17 protein-coding genes are annotated in these 17,559 nt (G+C 59.8%); 3 read left to right on the top strand and 14 right to left on the bottom strand.

Translation table 11 applies throughout. The features are described from left to right. Nucleotides 1-4 precede the first annotated feature (4 nt). From trbJ to AC0TNJ_RS04795, 6 genes are all read right to left on the bottom strand, one after another. Entirely contained in the window at nucleotides 5-787 is a 783-nt protein-coding gene (gene trbJ / locus AC0TNJ_RS04820) for a P-type conjugative transfer protein TrbJ (RefSeq protein WP_473770434.1), read from the bottom strand. Then, nucleotides 784-3,240, bottom strand: a complete 2,457-nt coding sequence (gene trbE / locus AC0TNJ_RS04815) for a conjugal transfer protein TrbE (protein ID WP_473770433.1) — start codon at nucleotides 3,238-3,240, stop codon at nucleotides 784-786. Before trbE ends, trbJ begins: the two co-directional genes overlap by 4 nt. Before the next feature lie 10 nt (nucleotides 3,241-3,250). Next, on the bottom strand, nucleotides 3,251-3,532 hold the full coding sequence (locus AC0TNJ_RS04810; protein WP_473770432.1) for a VirB3 family type IV secretion system protein: 282 nt from the start codon (nucleotides 3,530-3,532) through the stop codon (nucleotides 3,251-3,253). Then, a complete protein-coding gene (locus AC0TNJ_RS04805) occupies nucleotides 3,532-3,864 on the bottom strand; it encodes a TrbC/VirB2 family type IV secretion system protein (RefSeq protein ID WP_473770431.1) in 333 nt (110 codons plus the stop codon). The genes AC0TNJ_RS04810 and AC0TNJ_RS04805 overlap by 1 nt, the downstream gene beginning before the upstream one ends. Further along, entirely contained in the window at nucleotides 3,861-4,844 is a 984-nt protein-coding gene (trbB, locus tag AC0TNJ_RS04800) for a P-type conjugative transfer ATPase TrbB (protein ID WP_473770430.1), read from the bottom strand. The genes AC0TNJ_RS04805 and trbB overlap by 4 nt, the downstream gene beginning before the upstream one ends. A 155-nt stretch (nucleotides 4,845-4,999) precedes the next feature. Beyond that, nucleotides 5,000-5,887, bottom strand: coding sequence for a LysR family transcriptional regulator (locus tag AC0TNJ_RS04795; RefSeq protein WP_473770429.1), 888 nt, complete (start codon nucleotides 5,885-5,887; stop codon nucleotides 5,000-5,002). 92 nt (nucleotides 5,888-5,979) lie between these two features. Between AC0TNJ_RS04795 and AC0TNJ_RS04790 the strand changes: the two genes are divergently transcribed. Next, a complete protein-coding gene (locus tag AC0TNJ_RS04790) occupies nucleotides 5,980-6,597 on the top strand; it encodes a LysE family translocator (protein ID WP_473770428.1) in 618 nt (205 codons plus the stop codon). A gap of 16 nt (nucleotides 6,598-6,613) precedes the next feature. Here AC0TNJ_RS04790 and AC0TNJ_RS04785 read toward each other — a convergent pair whose 3' ends face one another. From AC0TNJ_RS04785 to AC0TNJ_RS04775, 3 genes are all read right to left on the bottom strand, one after another. Next, nucleotides 6,614-7,063: a CopG family transcriptional regulator gene (locus AC0TNJ_RS04785; protein ID WP_473770427.1), complete on the bottom strand. Its 450-nt coding sequence runs from the start codon at nucleotides 7,061-7,063 to the stop codon at nucleotides 6,614-6,616. Between the two features lie 10 nt (nucleotides 7,064-7,073). Continuing rightward, nucleotides 7,074-9,059 carry a conjugal transfer protein TraG gene (locus tag AC0TNJ_RS04780; RefSeq protein ID WP_473770426.1) on the bottom strand — a complete coding sequence of 662 codons (1,986 nt, stop codon included), beginning with the start codon at nucleotides 9,057-9,059 and terminating at the stop codon, nucleotides 7,074-7,076. Nucleotides 9,060-9,223: 164 nt separating this feature from the next. Then, nucleotides 9,224-10,180, bottom strand: a complete 957-nt coding sequence (locus AC0TNJ_RS04775; protein WP_473770425.1) for a DMT family transporter — start codon at nucleotides 10,178-10,180, stop codon at nucleotides 9,224-9,226. Between the two features lie 106 nt (nucleotides 10,181-10,286). Between AC0TNJ_RS04775 and AC0TNJ_RS04770 the strand changes: the two genes are divergently transcribed. Further along, nucleotides 10,287-11,141, top strand: coding sequence for a LysR family transcriptional regulator (locus AC0TNJ_RS04770; protein ID WP_473770424.1), 855 nt, complete (start codon nucleotides 10,287-10,289; stop codon nucleotides 11,139-11,141). A gap of 52 nt (nucleotides 11,142-11,193) precedes the next feature. Here the strand turns inward: AC0TNJ_RS04770 and AC0TNJ_RS04765 are convergent, their stop codons facing one another. The 5 genes from AC0TNJ_RS04765 to AC0TNJ_RS04745 are packed head-to-tail and all read right to left on the bottom strand — an operon-like array spanning nucleotide 11,194 to nucleotide 15,917. Continuing rightward, on the bottom strand, nucleotides 11,194-12,180 hold the full coding sequence (locus AC0TNJ_RS04765) for a LysR family transcriptional regulator (RefSeq protein WP_473770463.1): 987 nt from the start codon (nucleotides 12,178-12,180) through the stop codon (nucleotides 11,194-11,196). A gap of 48 nt (nucleotides 12,181-12,228) precedes the next feature. Then, on the bottom strand, nucleotides 12,229-12,555 hold the full coding sequence (locus AC0TNJ_RS04760; RefSeq protein ID WP_473770423.1) for a hypothetical protein: 327 nt from the start codon (nucleotides 12,553-12,555) through the stop codon (nucleotides 12,229-12,231). Nucleotides 12,556-12,565: 10 nt separating this feature from the next. After that, nucleotides 12,566-13,825, bottom strand: coding sequence for a 5-aminolevulinate synthase (hemA, locus tag AC0TNJ_RS04755; RefSeq protein ID WP_473770422.1), 1,260 nt, complete (start codon nucleotides 13,823-13,825; stop codon nucleotides 12,566-12,568). Beyond that, nucleotides 13,822-14,688, bottom strand: coding sequence for a pyridoxal kinase (gene pdxY, locus AC0TNJ_RS04750; protein WP_473770421.1), 867 nt, complete (start codon nucleotides 14,686-14,688; stop codon nucleotides 13,822-13,824). The genes hemA and pdxY overlap by 4 nt, the downstream gene beginning before the upstream one ends. After that, on the bottom strand, nucleotides 14,685-15,917 hold the full coding sequence (locus tag AC0TNJ_RS04745) for a benzoate/H(+) symporter BenE family transporter (RefSeq protein WP_473770420.1): 1,233 nt from the start codon (nucleotides 15,915-15,917) through the stop codon (nucleotides 14,685-14,687). The genes pdxY and AC0TNJ_RS04745 overlap by 4 nt, the downstream gene beginning before the upstream one ends. Nucleotides 15,918-16,029: 112 nt before the next feature. On the opposite strand from AC0TNJ_RS04745, the gene pdxR reads away from it, so the two are divergent. Then, complete coding sequence (gene pdxR, locus AC0TNJ_RS04740) at nucleotides 16,030-17,541, top strand: MocR-like pyridoxine biosynthesis transcription factor PdxR (protein ID WP_473770419.1); 1,512 nt, start codon at nucleotides 16,030-16,032, stop codon at nucleotides 17,539-17,541. Nucleotides 17,542-17,559 lie beyond the last annotated feature (18 nt).

The following is a 17,559-nucleotide window of genomic DNA, read 5'->3' as shown; positions in this document are numbered from 1 at the left end:
CAGGTCAGTTATTGCCGTTTCCGAACATCTGCGCATTGCCGGGTTGGTAGCCCGATCCCGGCGTCAGGAAGCGCTCACGCTGGACGCGGCCCTGTTCGGCGGTAGTGGCGCGTTCAGCTTCGATCAGCGCTTCCGACCGGCCATTGGCGGACATCAGCGCTATCAGGTCGGAAAGCTGTTGCGACTGGAGAGCGAGAAGCTGGTTGCCGGCCTGTGTGGCTTGCAGCGCGCCGGTCGCGCCCTGGCTCTGGCCGACCAGTTCCGACATCTGCGTGCGGTTGGTGTCGATATTGCCGACGACTCCAGCCTGCACCCGCATGGCGTCCTGCAAGCCGCCGACCGTGTTCTGCCAACGCGATCGTGCGTCTGTGACGAGCTGGACGTCGGTCGCCGACAGCGAGACATTACCATATTGGCTCTGGAATATCTGATCGACCTTCTGCACGTCGAACGCGATGCTCTGTGCCTGGCTCAAAAGCTGCTGCGTACGCTGGACGTTCTGCTGGAGCTGCTGGAGAGATGAATATGGCAGGCTCGCCAGATTCTTCGCCTGATTGATGAGCATGGTCGCTTCGTTCTGAAGCGAAGTGATCTGGTTGTTGATCTGCTGAAGCGTCCGTGCAGCTGTCAGCACGTTCTGCGCATAGTTGCTCGGATCATAGACGATCCGGCCGAAGCCGAATTGTGCATGGGCCGGGCTGGTCATCATGGGCGACAGCGCGATGGGCGCCGCGAGCATTGTCGCCGTCATGAAAATGGCGCGCAAGCGGGACCGACGAATGATCATGGTTGGGACTCCTTTTCGGGCTGGGGGATGAGATTGGTGAGAGCCGGGATCAGGTCTGCCGCCCAATCAACGCCGCGCGCCCGCAGCCAGCCAGCGAGGAAGCCGTCGCGCCCATACTCGGCATGGATGCGAGCGATTTCGGTCTGGTCGGATTTGGCGGAAGGGGCGCAGAGCGCGAGGCCGACTTCGGACAGACCAAGCTCGAACAGGCGATTGCCTCTGCGGCTTTGGCAGTAGTAATCCCGCTTGGGCATGGCCCTTGCGAGGATTTCGATCTGGCGTTCATTCAAGCCGAAGCGGCGATAAATGGCCGTGATCTGCGGTTCGATGGCCCGTTCGTTCGGCAGGAGCAGCCGCGTGGGGCAGCTTTCGATAATGGCCGGCGCGATATTGCTGCCATCGATGTCCGATAGCGACTGCGTAGCGAAGATGACGCTGGCATTCTTCTTGCGCAGCGTCTTCAGCCATTCGCGAAGCTGGTTGGCGAACCGTTCATCGTCCAGCGCCAACCAGCCCTCGTCGATGATAAGCAGGGTTGGCCGGCCGTCGAGCCGATCGCCGATGCGATGGAACAGGTAGGCGAGCACGGCTGGAGCCGCGCCGGTTCCGACAAGCCCCTCTATCTCGAACGCCTGCACATCCGCATGCCCAAGATGTTCCACTTCGGCGTCGAGCAGCCGGCCATAAGCGCCGCCGATGCAATAGGGCCGCAACGCCTGTTTCAGATCGTTGGATTGCAGCAGGACCGTGAGGCCGGTGATGGTGCGCTCGCCAACCGGAGCGGTGCTGAGCGATGTCAGCGCCGTCCAGATATATTCCTTGGTCTCGGGCGTGATGGGCACCCCCTCGCGGCCAAGAATGGCGGCGATCCAATCTGCTGCCCAGGCGCGGTCATAGGTATCGTCGATCCGGGCGAGCGGCTGGAGTGAGACGGATGTCTCATCTCCTTCCGTCAGTCCGCCGCCGAGGTCGTGCCAGTCGCCGCCCATGGCGAGCGATGCGACCCGGATCGAACCGCCGAAGTCGAAGGCGAAGACCTGCGAGCCTGTGTAGCGGCGGAACTGCAAGGCCATGAGCGCGAGCAAAACGGATTTGCCCGCGCCGGTCGGGCCGACGACAAGGGTATGGCCGACATCGCCGACATGAAGACTCAGCCGGAACGGGGTTGAGCCTTCGGTCTTGCCAAAGAGCAAAGGGGGTGCACCGAAATGCTCGTCCCGTTCCGGCCCCGCCCACACCGCTGAAAGCGGGATCATGTGGGCGAGATTCAAAGTGCTGATGGGTGGCTGCCGCACGTTCGCGTAGGCATGGCCGGGAAGACTCCCCAACCATGCATCAACTGCGTTGACCGTCTCGGCCATGGCGGTGAAGTCGCGGCCCTGAACGATCTTCTCGACCAAGCGCAGCTTCTCGTCGGCGATGCGCGGGTCGGCATCCCATACGGTGACGGTGGCCGTGACGTAGGCCATGCCCGCCACGTCTGCGCCGAGTTCCTGCAACGCCATGTCGGCGTCGGCGGCCTTGTTCGCCGCGTCGGTGTCCACGAGGGCGGACGCCTCGTTGGTCATCACCTCTTTCAGGATCGCGGCGATGGACTTGCGCTTGGCGAACCATTGGCGGCGGATTTTGGTCAGTAGCCGCGTCGCATCGGTCTTATCCATCAGGATGGCGCGTGTGCTCCACCTATAGGGGAATGGCAGCCTGTTCATCTCGTCGAACAGGCCGGGCGTCGTCGCTGTCGGGAAGCCGATGACGGTCAGGACGCGTAGATGCTGGTCGCCCAGGCGCGGTTCCAGCCCGCCGGTCAATGGCTGGTCGGCGAGCAGCATGTCGAGGTGCATCGGCACCTCCGGCACGCGCACGCGATGCCGGTTGGTCGAGATGGTGGAATGGAGATAGGTCAGCGTGCCCGTGTCATCGAGCCAGCGGCATTCCGGCATGAAGCCGTCAAACAGCGCCAGCACGCGGTCGGTGCGATCTACGAAGCCGCGCAGCTGCTCCCATGGATCGACGCCGGATTGCTCGCGGCCTTCGTAAAGCCAGGCCTCAGTGCGTGCGGCATCTTCGGCAGGCGGCAACCAGAGGAAGGTCAGGAAATAGCCGGTTACGAAATGCGTCCCGGCTTCCTCGAAACCGGCCTTGCGCTCGGCATCGACCAGTGCGGAGGCGGCATCTGGAAAACGGCTGTTGGGATAGGTCGCAGCCTCGGAGCGTTGTGCCTCGACGAAGATCGACCAGCCCGAACCCAGACGGCGCACGGCGTTGTTAATGCGACCGGCGACCGCAACCAGTTCAGCGGCGACAGCAGAATCCAGATCCGGCCCACGAAACTTCGCAGTCCTCTGGAAACTGCCATCCTTGTTCAGCACAATGCCGGGGCCGACCAGGGCTGCCCATGGCAGATAGTTGGAAAGCCGAGCGGAGGTGCGGCGATATTCGGTGAGATTCATCATGCTTGCGCCCTCACACCGACAGATGACCGGGGATACGCAGATGCCTGCGCCCGACCTCGACGAAGAGCGGATCGCGTTTGGCTGCCCATACCGCGAGGAAATGACCGACCGCCCAGATGGCGATGCCAACCAGCCAGAGACGAAGGCCGAGGCCCACGGCCCCGGCCAGCGTTCCGTTCATGATTGCGATGGCGCGTGGTGCGCCGCCGAGCAGGATATGCTCGGTTAGCGCCCGGTGAACTGGGACGGAAAATCCCGGCACCGCGTCGAGTTGTTCAAGGCCGGCCACCATCAGACGAGCGCCCCGCCGCCGAACGAGAAGAACGATAGGAAGAAGCTGGAAGCTGCGAATGCAATCGACAGGCCGAACACGATCTGGATCAGCTTGCGAAAACCGCCACCTGTATCACCGAAGGCTAAAGTCAGGCCGGTCACAATGATGATTATGACGGCGATGATCTTGGCGACCGGCCCCTCGATGGACTGAAGGATTTGCTGAAGCGGCTGTTCCCACGGCATCGAGGAACCTGATGCATGGGCGGGAGGGGCGAGCATGAGGCTGATGGCAAAGGTGGATGCGGCGGTCGCGGCGAAGCAATAGCCGCGCGAAATCGTGCGGATCATGAAAACTCTCCTGTGCTGGTGGGGGTTGCGGGGCCGATGCGGTAGTCGCCGTCCGGCGCCAGCCCCTCGACGCGGGCGAGCTCGGCCAGCCGGCGCGCGGAACCGCGCCCGGATAGGACGGCAACAAAGTCGATAGTCTCGGCGATCAGCGCGCGCGGGACGGTGACGACAGCCTCTTGGATAAGCTGTTCAAGGCGACGCAGCGCGCCAATGCCCGTGCCAGCGTGGATGGTGCCGATACCACCCGGATGACCGGTGCCCCACGCTTTCAGAAGGTCGAGGGCTTCGGGACCGCGCACCTCGCCGATGGGGATGCGGTCGGGGCGCAGGCGCAGCGATGAGCGAACCAGATCGGAAAGGGTCGCCACGCCGTCTTTCGTCCGCATGGCGACAAGGTTGGGCGCGGCGCATTGCAACTCGCGGGTATCTTCAATGATGACGACGCGATCAGCCGTCTTCGCCACCTCGGCTAAGAGCGCGTTGGTCAAAGTGGTTTTGCCGGTGCTGGTGCCGCCTGCGACAAGAATATTGGCGCGCGCTGCGATGGCTTCGCGCAGCGTCACGGCCTGGTCGGCGGACATGATCCCGGCTTCCACATAGTCGTCGAGCGTGAACACCGCGACGGCTGGTTTGCGGATGGCGAAGGTTGGTGCTGCGACCACAGGCGGCAATAGCCCTTCAAATCGCTCGCCCGTCTCGGGTAGTTCGGCCGAGACGCGCGGGGATCGGGCGTGAACTTCCGCGCCAACATGGTGGGCGACGAGACGGACGATGCGCTCGCCATCGGCGGCGGACAATATCTCGCCAGTATCGGCTAGACCTTCGGACAACCGGTCGATCCAGATGCGGCCATCTGGGTTAAGCATCACCTCGATGACGGCAGGGTCTTCGAGAAACTGGGCGATGGACGCGCCGAGCGCCGTGCGCAGCATCCGCGCGCCGCGCGCAATCGCCTCCGGTTTTTGATGATGTGCAGTCACGTCGGCCCCGATTTCTCGCGGGGCGCGACAGACGGTCCCCGCATCGGGGTCGATTAAGAAAGCCTGAAATTGGGCTGATTCAACAACTATCTAAGTGACAGCGGTGATCGGCGGCCATCGGCGGTAAATAGGATGGATTGAAGAAGTGACAGCGGCTATCCCCGCGCTTCTTGGGACACCAGATCGGCCAGCCAATCCCTAAATACGGCGGCTGCCGAGGCGCTTTCCGGCTCTCCCGCCGAAAGCAGGCAATAGGCGCTGCCATCCAAATGGAAACCCTGGGGCGCGGCCAACAAACCGGCGCCAACATCGTCCTGCACGAGATGCCACGGCCCCATCGCGACGCCGAGACCCGCAACGGCGGCTTGCAGGCTGAAATAGAAATGCTCGAAATCCTGTCCGGGGTTGGACGGACGAGACCCGCCGGTGATTTCAGCCCATGTCGTCCAGGCCGATGGGCGCGTGCGCGTATGCAACAGGATCGCAGCGGCGTTCATCCGCCCGGAATCGAAAAACGTCGCAACCTTGTCAGGGCGGCAGACTGGGCCAATCCGTTCATCGAAAAGGTGTTGCGCAATGTAGGTTTCTGGCCAGGTGAAGTCATTGCGGCGGATGGCGAGGTCGATGCCTGATCCGAGTGCTACCTGCCCGCCACCAGCCAGCAGGCGGACATCGGCTGCTGGGTGCGCCGCATGAAATTGCGGCATTCTCGGAATGAGCCAACGCATCATTAGGGTGGGTTCACATGAGACGGTTACCGGCGCGTTGGTGTGTTCGGCCTTGATGCGCTGCGCTTCTTCTTCGATCTCCCCAAGCCCCCGCGCCACCACCTGCGCCAGCCTACGCCCGGCATCGGTCAGAAAAACCGCACGATTACGGCGCTCGAACAGGGGCGTACCAAGGTCCTCCTCAAGCAACCGAACCGCACGACTGACAGCGCCATGTGTAAGGTTCAGGCGATCCGCCGCCCTACTGAAACTTTCAAGCTCAGCAGCAACCCGAAAGCAAGCGAGCGCCGGAAGTGATGTGATGTACTGCCTCATGTGTTACTTATTCTCACACATTCCGTCAGAAGTCATCGTTTTTGTTAAAGCCGTAGCCGCGTTACCCAAGGTGAAAACGAAAGGATGCGTCCATGGCCGAATGGTTCGCTGTCATCACTATCACCATCTTCGCCGTTATCAGTCCGGGGCCGGACTTCGTCATGGTGTCGCGCAACTCGCTCTCACTCTCCCGGCGTGCGGGCATCTTGACCGCGCTCGGCATTGGCATCGGCGTTCTGGTTCATGTCAGTTACACGCTGTTTGGCATTGGGATGTTAATCCGGGAATCACCAACCCTCTTCAACATCCTCAAGCTGATCGGTGCGGCCTATCTGGTCTGGCTGGGCGCAAAGATGCTCTTCAGCCCTAAAGCTGAAGGGCCTGTTGTAGCGAACGAAACGGCCTTGTCTGATCTGGGGGCCTTTCGGGTTGGTTTCCTGACGAACGCACTGAACCCGAAGACGACGATTTTCATCGTCAGCCTGTTCATGCAGGTTGTTCAGGCGGATACGCCACTGGCAACGCGGATCGCCTATGGACTGTTCATCTCACTGTCACATGTGGTGTGGTTTGCCATCGTCAGCCTGTTCTTCGGCGCTCCCCGTATCCAGAAACAGATTTTCGGTGTGCGTCATTGGATCGACCGAGTTTTCGGCGTGTTGCTTGTCGGCTTCGGGGTAGCATTGACGGCGGCGAGTATAGGTTCCTGATTGTACGGATCAGCCGTTAACCTGGCCCTGCCTCGCTATCCGGCTCGATGTCGCGTGACAGCTCTTTTAGAAACCTGTCTCCGCTCGCCAATCTGCGGCCGAGGTGCTGCATGAAGCCCTCAAACCTCTCATTCCCCTTGATGCGTGCGGACTGCTTTGCATTGTCGGGTAACGGCGGGGTGGCCGTCAGCCAGAAATGGATGAATTGAGCGACCGTTTCGCCGAGAACTGCAAGATCTATATCGAGCGCGTCTATCTGGCGGCCGAGCTTGTCCAGGCGGCGCGACATGGCTGCTTCAAGCTGGTCGGCGGAATCGCCAGACAGATAGGACAGGACGGCCGCCTCCACGATAGCCGATTTCGAGACATTGCGGCGCAACGCCTGTGAGCGGCGCGACGCCAATGCCTCGATCTGCGGAATAAGCGCGGGGTCGAAATAGAGATTCAGGTGGGTTCTGGTAGCCATTGATGTGTCCTCAAAGGTCGATTCCGTCATCGGGGTTCATGGAGACCTGCCGCGCCACCATCTTCATGCGCTGGCGCATCGCGCGGGCCTTGGCGGCGTCGACGTCCGGCTCGTCGTCCAGGATCTCGAACTCCTGTTCGGGAGATGGCGGCGGAGCGACGATTTCCTCATGTTCGGCCAATTGGGGTTCTCGGCGGATGCCCGCATTGGCCGGATCGCCCTCGGCCTCATTTCCGCTCGTCGCGGAACGGCTTTCCGCCCCAACCATGCGGCCGGACCAGTCATCCGCGGATGGGCTGGTCGCCAGCGGAGCGGCGGCCAGATCGGGCGGTGTCTGGATGCGTTCCTGAAACCGCACGTCCTCGTAATAGCGGGCCTTGGTGGCGCGGATCGGCGGCGTGCCCGCGACCATGACGATTTCGTCTGTGGGCGGAAGCTGCATGATTTCGCCGGGCGTGAGCAGCGGCCGGGCCGTCTCCTGCCTGGACACCATGAGATGCCCCAGCCATGGCGCGAGACGATGGCCCGCATAATTGGTGGAATCGCGCAGCTCGGTCGCGGTGCCGAGCGCGTCACTCACCCGCTTGGCCGTCCGTTCGTCATTTGTGGCGAAGCTGACGCGGACATGGCAGTTGTCGAGGATCGCGTTGTTCGGCCCATAGGCGCGCTCGATCTGGTTGAGACTCTGCGCGATCAGAAAGCCTTTGAGACCGTAGCCCGCCATGAAGGCCAAGGCGGACTCGAAGAAATCTAACCTGCCCAATGCCGGAAACTCGTCGAGCATCAGCAACAGCCGATGGCGCTTGTCGGAGGTGGTCAATTCCTCGGTCAGTCGCCTCCCGATCTGGTTGAGGATCAGGCGAATGAGCGGCTTGGTGCGGTTTATGTCGGACGGCGGCACGACCAGATAGAGCGTAACGGGCTGGCGGCTACTGACCAGATCGGCAATGCGCCAATCACATCGTGCTGTCACCCGCGCCACCACGGGATCGCGGTAGAGGCCGAGAAACGACATGGCGGTGCTCAATACGCCCGACCGTTCGTTCTCGGATTTGTTCAACAGCTCACGTGCCGACGACGCGATGACGGGATGAACACCGCTCGGCCCAAGATGCGGCGTGTCCATCATGGCGCGCAAGGTCGCTTCGACCGGGCGGCGAGGATCAGACAGGAAGTTGGCGACGCCCGCTAGTGTCTTGTCTTTTTCCGCATAAAGAACATGCAGGATCGCGCCGACCAGCAGCGAATGAGAAGTCTTTTCCCAATGGTTGCGCTTGTCCAAACTCCCTTCGGGGTCGACCAGAATATCCGCGATATTCTGAACATCCCTGACCTCCCATTCCCCTTGTCGGACTTCCAATAGCGGATTGTAGGCCGACGATCTGGTGTTGGTTGGATCGAACAGCAGGACGCGGCCGTGCTGCGCCCGGAAGCCGGCTGTCAGCGTCCAGTTTTCTCCTTTTATGTCATGAACGATGCAACTTCCCGGCCATGTCAGCAGTGTCGGCACCACCAACCCGACGCCCTTGCCACTACGGGTCGGGGCGAAGCATAGAACATGCTCGGGACCGTCATGGCGCAGGTAGTCCTGCGCATACCGGCCGAGTACGACGCCATCGGGACCGAGCAATCCGGCCCTGCGGATTTCCTTGTCTTCGGCCCATCGCGCCGAGCCGTAGGTGGCGACGTTGCGCGCCTCTCGTGCACGGACAATCGACATGAGGATGGCGGCAGCGATAGCGAGGAAACCGCCCGATACGGCGATGATACCGCCCTCCAAGAAGATCGCGGGCGCGTAAGCGTCGAATGAAAACCACCACCAGAAGAAAGCCGGCGGATAATAGATCGGGAGCACCAGCAACTCGAACCACGGATTGCCCAGCCGTGGCTGGAAGCCGAGACGGAATGCCACCCACTGCGTCGCCGCCCACGTCATCACCAGAACGATGGTGAAGACCATGGCGATTTGACCCCAAAGGATTCGACCTCCGCGCAATACAGACTCCAATCGGCAAAAGAGACGAAGCCGATCAGAAAGTAGGCAAAATCGCGATAAGCAACAGGAAAGAGGACGCCGGAGGGTGGCCGGATACTATCGGCGGCAAATAGGATGGATGTGAATATGAAATAACCGCCAATCGAATTGGCCTTACAATGTCATCACGTGGTGAGATTTTCAGTTGTCTGATTCCCCGCGCAAGATCGGACATTTTCCACTGTTTCGGATCTCTGAGCTCTCGCGGCAATGATTATGCCTGTCAGTGAGACGAGCAGACCGATAACCATCATCCAGGACATGGGTTCGTTGAACATGATCCAGGCCCAAAGCATGGTGACCGGAGGGCTAAGATACAGAACGCTGCTCACTCGCGCGGCCGATGATTTACGCAGGCATATGTAATAGAGGCCGTAACCGCCAAAGGTCGCGAGCACCACAAGCCACATGACACCAATCGCAAAGCCGGGTTCAGCCACCGGAAGAACGCTGCCTTCGCACCAGGCGAAGACCGCGAAGATCGCGGCCGCTGACAGACACTGGATGCACAAGCTTTGGTGGATCGGCATCGTAAGCTTGATCGTGCGTTTCTGAAGCAGCGTAGCCAGCGCGAGTGAGAGCATGCCGAGTATCGGCATGCAAAAAGCCCATACGGGCGCATTCCCGACTTGAAACGCGGAGGTTGACGCAATCGCCACACCGGAAAATCCGATAATGAAGCCGAACCACTGACCGCGCGTAACGATGTCGCCCAGGATCGGTATCGACAGCATGGCGACCGCCAAGGGCAGCATGTCGGCGATCAGAGCAACGAGACCGGTGGAGACCCCCTGATCGATGGCAATGGCGAAGCCAGCCAGATAGCCGGACATCGCCAAAGCGCCGATAATTGCCTGTGCAACAACCTCTTTCGATCGCAGTCTCGGTCCAAGAGCCAACGCGAAAGGTAGCAACAGCAACCCGGAAACTAGACTACGCCAGAGGAGAATGAGGAAAACGGGAGCGTGATCTATGGCAAACCGTACGCCGACAAAGCCAGAACTCCAGCAAACAACCAGAGCACCTTCCAATAATAAAAGTCCGATCACGGAATTCAGTCCGGTTATCTGCAGTTTCTTCAAGGCCGACCATTCGCTCCTGTTGCGTCAATGGCTTGACATTGCAATGGAGACGATGATTTAATCAAACGATATTACTTCAACCATTAATCCCTAAAAAATGGATTATATGCACACTCTCGATATTGATCTTCTGCGAACTTTTCACACCATTGCCCGTCTCGGCAGGTTCAAGGACGCGGCCGCGTATCTCGGCAAAAGCACTTCAGCGGTGAGCGTTCATGTGCAGCGGCTCGAGGAGATTGCAGAGGCTCGCCTGTTCGAACGCGACAATCAGGGCGTGGTGCTCTCAGTGCGGGGACGTGAGCTGCTCAAGGAAACCGCTGCTTTGCTGGCCGAGCATGACAGGATCGTTGCGACGCTTCGCGGTGCCCCGGTAACGGGGAAGATCCGGCTCGGCATTCCTGAAGAATATGCTGGGACCTTCATCAAGCAGGGGCTACCGCTGTTTGCAATGGAGCATCCAGGCATTGAGCTTCACGTGGAGGCGGCGCCAAGCGCCTCTCTGCTAGCCATGTTTGAGAAGGAACGGTTGGACACGGTGCTCAGCGTCGAAGAAAAGCCAACGGACGATGGGATCATCTTGACGCAAATAAGACCGGTGTGGGCTGTCGGGCGCAACTCACAAGCGTTGTCACAGGAGCCCCTTCCGGTAGCCCTTCATGGCGATGGTTGCCCTTACCAGGAATTGGCGCTCTCTTCTTTGAAACGGTCGGGGCGGGCCTGGCGGATCATCGTGGCCAGTGAAAACAGTGCGGCGATCATGGCGGCCATGGAAAGCGGGCTCGCAATCGCGGTTGCCGCCGACGCCAGACTACCCGATACACTGTCCATAGTGCCGACGTCGTATGGTCTTCCTGCATTGCCAACTTGTTCGGCTATTTATCGAGCGCACCAGGAGCGCGAGGCTGATACGTGTCTCAGTAAAGCCCTTATCAGATATTTTGACGCACTTAAGCCTTAGTACATGCGAGAAAGTAGGGTTCGGGGGCATCGCAGAGCAAGCAATAGCCCGATCAATCTTGCGCACGGACATGCCTCGCGGACCGGCTGACGCTTGATGACCGGCTGCTAACTGCAGGTTCAGTCAATGCGGGCAAGCCGCCCATGTCGTTGGCGAGCGACAGTAGGTTGCGGAGCGCGGTGCTGCGATTGAACGGGGACCAGACGGCGGTAAAGGCAACCGGCTCTGGCTCATCGGCAAAGGGTAGGAAAACGGTTCCGGCTGTCGGTAATAGTGCCGAAGCTGCTCCGGCGATGGTGATGCCAAACCCCTGTCCAACCATCGATAACAACGTGCCGCGCCCTACATCGAGACGCTGGATCGACGGTGCAGGCCAGCGCCCGGCAAAGCGCAACATGATATGGTCGTGAACCTGCGGACCAGTGCCCCCGTGCCGGACAAGGAAAGCCTCATCGACCAGATCGGACCAAGTAATTGCAGACTGCCGCGCGAGGTAATGCCCCTCTGGTAACACGGCCATCAACATTTCTGTCCAGATCGGCCGGGTATGGCAGTCAGGCAGCTCGGGCGCACCCGCTACGAACGCCACGTCGAGGCGGTCGGCGCGCAGCTGCTTGACCGCATCGCGGGCCATGCCCTCGGCGATCTCAACCTCAATACCGGGATAGTTTTCCCGATACTGCCCGATCAACTCGGCAAGAAAGCTGCCAGGGATCAGGGCGTGGATACCTATGCGCAACCGCCCGCATTCCCCCGCCGCTGCCATACCGGCAGTCTTCACCGCATGGTCAAGTTGATCGACGCCGACCGCTATCCGCTCGACGAAGTGGCGTCCGGCCTCGGTCAACCGGACGCCGCGTGCGTGACGCTCGAACAGGAGGATACCAAGGTCCTCTTCCAGCGCCTTTACGCGGGCGCTGACGCTGGATTGCGCCACGCCAAGCGCATTAGCGGCATGGCGGAAGTTCAGATATTCGGCAACGGCGAGCGTCTGGATCAGGGACGCCAAGGGGATACGCGATCCTAGCTGCGTCGGCATCACCCATTGGCGATCGATGATCGGTGCTGAATTCCGCCTTCGCATGTACTACCCGGCCTCGCGCGTTACCTTCGCGACAGTCGCGGGGCGGATGAGCAAGAAAGCGAGCACGGCCGCTGCCGCCGCTAACGCCCAGAGTGACAGATCAGAGATTGCCGAAGCGAGTGTTGCCATGGCCGTATCGACCGCACCCGCCGGGTCGCTGCCAATCTCGAAAGCGGCCGCCGTTACGTCGCCAGAGGTCACACGCTCGACAAAGGCTCGGTCATATTGTGAGAGACCGCGCGTGAGGTTGGCACTTAAGATTGCGCCCAGCCCAGCGATGCCAATGCCAAAACCGAGCTGGCGCATAGTGTTTTTAATACCCGACGTCATGCCGCTGCGTTCATTCCGCACCCTCCATTATGTGGGCACGGGGACGTGCGCTTCCGGCAAGCTCACGCCAGCGTGGGAAGGCCTCGCGTGCCGAGATCAGCGCCGCAATCAAGGCGTTTTCATCTTCGTCTGTATGCAGCGGTGTGGGCGTAATGCGGAGGCGCTCAGTTCCGCGTGGCACGGTCGGATAATTGACGGGCTGAATGTAGATGCCGTCTTCCACCATAAGCCGATCGGTAATCGCTTTCGCCAGACCGGCATCACCGATCATCACCGGCAGAATGTGACTTGGGCTTGGAAGAACCGGAATACCGTGCGTCAGCATCTTTGTCTTGAGCGATGCCGCACGCTGCGCAAGCGTCGTCCGGGCCTGACCATCTTCCTTTAGATGCCGCAGGGCCGCGCGAATGCCGGCGACTACCGATGGCGGCAGCGCAGTCGAGAAAATGAAACCAGCGGCGTAACTACGAACGAAGTCAACGGCCTTGTGGCTTCCGGCGATATAACCGCCAATCGCGCCAAACCCCTTGCTAAGTGTCCCCTGGAACATGTCGATCCGATCGAGAAGCCCGTCCCGCTCGGCGACACCAGCGCCGCGCGCTCCGTACAGGCCGACGGCATGGACCTCATCGACATAGGTGAAGGCGTTATACTGGGCGGCGAGATCACAAATTGCTTCCATCGGCGCGAAATCGCCATCCATGGAATAACAACTCTCGAAGCAGATCAGCTTCGGCCGGTATTTGCAGACGGCAGCAAGCTGACGTTCCAGATCACGCCAGTCATTGTGGGCGAAGATTCGCTTTTCCGCGCCGGAACGACGGATGCCCTCAATCATTGACGCATGATTCAAGGCGTCGGAAAAAATCACGCACCCCGGCAGCAGGCGGCCGAGCGTTGAAAGGGCGGCATCGTTGGCGATATATCCCGAGGTGAGCAGCAAAGCCGATTGCTTGCGGTGCAGATCGGCAAGCTCCTGTTCCAGCAGAACATGTTCATGGCTGGTGCCGGAGATATTGCGTGTGCCGCCGGCACCCGCGCCATATTGCTCCAATGCGCCACGCGCGGCGGCGATTACATCATCGTGAACGCCCATCGACAGATAATCGTTGGAGCACCAGATCGTGACGCGTCTGCTGGTTCGATGATCGAAAGCATAGATATTGCTCTGCGCCACTCGTTCGAGATCAGCGAACACGCGATAGCGCCCCTCATGGTGCAGTTGCGCTAATTCACGCGCAAAAAAGTCCTGGTAGTTGAATTTGGTCATTGCAGTTTCTCCGGATTGTTTGGGGTCAGCACGTCAATGACGCTGGCAAGCTGCATATCTTGTTCGCCGGCTGCGATGGTGCGACTAAGGATAGTCAATACGGTTGCGGCCGCACCCCGCGCTGCCTTTTCAAGTGTGTCCCCTTCCGCAAGTTTAGCGGCCAGGAGACCTGTAAAGAGATCCCCTGTTCCAACGGGGGCCGTCGGCAGTCGTTGTGATAATAGCCGCGTCCGGCTGTGGTGCTCGCACACGACATTTTCAAGCGAACCGGCGGGGGTGTCACTGAATATACAGCCGGTCACGACCAGTTGAGCACCGCGGAAAGACTGAGCTCGCGCCGCCGCTGCTTGAAATGCGGTCCAGCAAGTTGGTGCACCCTCAGCTATCAAGCTCAGTTCGAATTGGTTGGGCGTCAGGATGTCGGCCATCGGAACAAGCCGTTCAAGCAAACACTCAACAACCTGATTGGCGACAAAAACACCAAGGTTGACATCACCCATGACCGGATCGCAGATATAGATAATATCCGGATTAATCTGGCGCGCTCGTTCTACGAAGTCTGCAACCACATCGCCATTGGCCCGTGACCCCAGATAACCGGAAATGATATAGCGACTGGTCTGGATCAATCCGCGTTCCTCAACGCCGCGCAACAGATCGCCAACCAGTTCGGATTCGAGAACACGCCCACGCATGGTCTCGAAATGCGGATTGTTTGACAGTAAAGTCGTCGGGATCGCTGCAACATTCAGCCCATGGACCTGCATGGGCAATACAGCGGCACTGTTGCCGACATGTCCGTGCACGACTTGGCTCTGTATCGAGATTACGGAAGTGGTCATTCCGTCGATATGAGCAGTCATTTTGCTGCTCCTTCGCTTACACTCAGGTCAGCCTGTTCTCGGCGTGGAAGACGGCCATTCAAAACGATATACGCAACCAGCCCGATCACCAGTCCCCAGAACGCTCCACCGATACCAAGGAGGCTGATGTTTGCAGCCGACGCCAGAAAGGTGATCAGAGACGCTTCGCGGTGTGTAGGGTCCGCCATAGCGCCAGCCAGGCTGCCACCAATCGTGCCCAACAGGGCCAGACCGGCGAGGGTCGTGATGAATGTCGCCGGGAAGGCCATGAAAACAGCTGCGAGCGTCACGCCGAATACGCCAATGAGAACGTAGAAAACACCAGCCGCAATACCGGCGATCCAGCGCTTTGATGGATCTTCGTGTGCTTCCGGCCCTGTCGCGATCGCCGCTGTGATTGCCGCAACGTTGAAGGCATGGGAGCCGAACGGAGCCATAATGAGCGAGCCGAGGCCCGTCACTGTGACAATTGGATTGGCACTGGTCTTGAACCCATCATTGCGCAGAACCAGCATTCCCGGCATGTACTGACCGGTCAGTGTGATGAGAAACAGCGGCAGCGCGACAGACAGCAGAGCGTTCCATGAGAACTCTGGCATGACAAAGACCGGAGTTGCCAGTGCCAGCGTTAGCCCCGACAGGTCGAGACGGTTCTGCATAAGCAGGAAAGCCAGTCCCAGCACTAGAATGCCCACTACCGCATAGCGGGCAGACAATCGCTTTAGAACGACATAAGCGACGATCAGCAATCCAACCAGTAACGGATCGACGGTAGCGCCACCGAAGGCTCCAATTCCGAACTGCAACAAAATACCGGCCAGCAGCCCTGAAGCTATACCCGGCGGTATCAGTCGGATGACCTTCTCGAAATAGCCGGACACACCGAGAATGACGAATGCGAGGGCCGAAATTATATAGGCGCCAATCGCCTCGGCATAGGATGTGGTGGCAAGCGCTGTGACAAGAAAGGCAGCGGCTGGGGTCGACCAGGCGGTGATGATCGGTTCGCGATAACGCCAGCTAAGGTAAAGACCGGTCAGGCCGACACCGATCGAGACAGACCAGACCCAGGAGGCGGTCAGCTCCGGGCTTAGCCCTGCAACCTTTGCGGCCTGGAAAACCAGAATAAAGGTGCCGCCATAGTTCACGATGACGGAGATCAGCCCGGCCACTATGGGATGGGTAAGATCGTTTAAACGGATAGGTGAAGTTGAAGCATGAGACGGCATAATCGTGAAAGATCTCCGAAGGTTGGAGGCGCGCGGCCGATAAGATGCATTGACAAATAAATGATCAATGGCAGGATGCGCCCATCCACTTTATTGGATAAGGTCAGTCCATTTGTTCAAACACTCTCAACTTGAATCCGTGAAGGCATGGATTGCTCACCCTGCCCATGCAGGCATGCCGCTCCACGCACGGATTCAACGGGCGGTCCGGCAACTGATTGTCGATGGGGCACTAGGACCGGGCAAAGCCCTGCCCGCCTCTCGGGCGCTTTCCAAGTCGCTGGGCGTATCACGCGACACGGTCGAGGCGGCTTATGCGCAGTTGCATGCGGAGGGCTTTATCGACCGCAGGGTCGGCAGCGGCAGTTTTGTGGCGCAGATTACGGAGTTCACACCCGGTCATCGCATTTCCCAGCGGGATGCGCTTTTGCGCAATCAGGCGCCTAATCTCAGCAAACGGGGCAATGCCATGTTCCGAAGCGGCGGGGTACGCGAAATGCTGATCCCACGGCCCTTCGCGCATGGCGTACCGGAAACCCGTACCTTTCCACTTCAGACCTGGGAGCGGCTGGAACGGCAGGTGCGCAAGGAGGCCGGGGTGCAGGCATTGCTTCATGGCGATCCTCAGGGAACCGAGCCATTGCGCCGCGCCATTGCTGACTATGTGAACCTTGAACGCGGCGCGCGCGCTACCGCCGACCGTGTATTGGTGCTGACCAGCTCGCAGCAAGCCCTGTCACTGTGTGCCAATATGCTGCTTGATCCTGGCGAGGCGATCTTCATTGAAGACCCGGCCTACTATGGCGCGCGCAAGGCGTTCGATGCCGCGGGACTCGAATGCGTCCCGATCCGCCTCGACCGGCAAGGACTCGTCATCGAGCAGATCATGGCCGAACCACAGAGGGCCAAGGCTGTTTTTCTGACGCCCTCCCATCAGTTCCCGACTGGTGCCACGCTGGCCCTGGATCGCCGCCTGGCTTTAATCGAATGGGCGTCGCGGCATCAGACCTGGATCATCGAGGACGATTACGACAGCGAGTTCCATTATGCCGGCAAGCCAACCGCCTGCGTGCAAGGCCTCGATCCACACGACCGCACTATTTATATCGGCACCTTTACCAAGTCGCTCTTTCCTGGTTTGCGTATCGGTTACATGGTCTTGCCGCCGCAACTGGTGAAACCGATGACCGCAGCGCGCACCCTTCTTGACGGGCATACAGCCCCGATGGCGCAACTGACACTGGCCCGTTTCATGGAGGGTGGGCATTTCGGAGCGCATGTACGTTCGATGCGGGGCGTCTATGCTGAACGGCTCGACGTACTCGTCAGGCTGATCGACAAGCATTTGTCCGGCTTTGTCGAAGCTCGCGTTCCCACCGGCGGCCTGCAGATGCCATGCGTTTTGACAAGCGATCTCCCGGAGCGTGTCACCATTGATGCTGCACGACGTGTCGGCATTGAGCTTCTTGGATTATCGGCACTTCATGCGACCGGCAAAGCAAAGGCTGGGTTCCTGATGGGCTTTGCCGCCTACACGCCTTCCGAAATCGAGACCGCAGTCAGGAAGCTGGCCGACACACTCACCACACTTAAAAGCACGTCCGGTTCAATGCGAAATCATTGAAGCATTTGCGTGCGTAAC

It is taken from the genome of Ochrobactrum sp. PL_is483 (genome assembly GCF_055816855.1).
The sequence above is the reverse complement of the archived record's forward strand: the minus strand, read 5'-3'. Positions and strand labels throughout refer to the sequence as shown.

Coding starts and splice junctions, on each gene's coding strand:
- trbJ (WP_473770434.1), bottom strand. CDS start 787: ATGATCATTCGTCGGTCCCGCTTGCGCGCCATTTTCATGACGGCGACA.
- trbE (WP_473770433.1), bottom strand. CDS start 3,240: ATGATGAATCTCACCGAATATCGCCGCACCTCCGCTCGGCTTTCCAAC.
- AC0TNJ_RS04810 (WP_473770432.1), bottom strand. CDS start 3,532: ATGGTGGCCGGCCTTGAACAACTCGACGCGGTGCCGGGATTTTCCGTC.
- AC0TNJ_RS04805 (WP_473770431.1), bottom strand. CDS start 3,864: ATGATCCGCACGATTTCGCGCGGCTATTGCTTCGCCGCGACCGCCGCA.
- AC0TNJ_RS04795 (WP_473770429.1), bottom strand. CDS start 5,887: ATGAGGCAGTACATCACATCACTTCCGGCGCTCGCTTGCTTTCGGGTT.
- AC0TNJ_RS04790 (WP_473770428.1), top strand. CDS start 5,980: ATGGCCGAATGGTTCGCTGTCATCACTATCACCATCTTCGCCGTTATC.
- AC0TNJ_RS04785 (WP_473770427.1), bottom strand. CDS start 7,063: ATGGCTACCAGAACCCACCTGAATCTCTATTTCGACCCCGCGCTTATT.
- AC0TNJ_RS04770 (WP_473770424.1), top strand. CDS start 10,287: ATGCACACTCTCGATATTGATCTTCTGCGAACTTTTCACACCATTGCC.
- AC0TNJ_RS04765 (WP_473770463.1), bottom strand. CDS start 12,180: ATGCCGACGCAGCTAGGATCGCGTATCCCCTTGGCGTCCCTGATCCAG.
- AC0TNJ_RS04760 (WP_473770423.1), bottom strand. CDS start 12,555: ATGACGTCGGGTATTAAAAACACTATGCGCCAGCTCGGTTTTGGCATT.
- hemA (WP_473770422.1), bottom strand. CDS start 13,825: ATGACCAAATTCAACTACCAGGACTTTTTTGCGCGTGAATTAGCGCAA.
- pdxY (WP_473770421.1), bottom strand. CDS start 14,688: ATGACTGCTCATATCGACGGAATGACCACTTCCGTAATCTCGATACAG.
- AC0TNJ_RS04745 (WP_473770420.1), bottom strand. CDS start 15,917: ATGCCGTCTCATGCTTCAACTTCACCTATCCGTTTAAACGATCTTACC.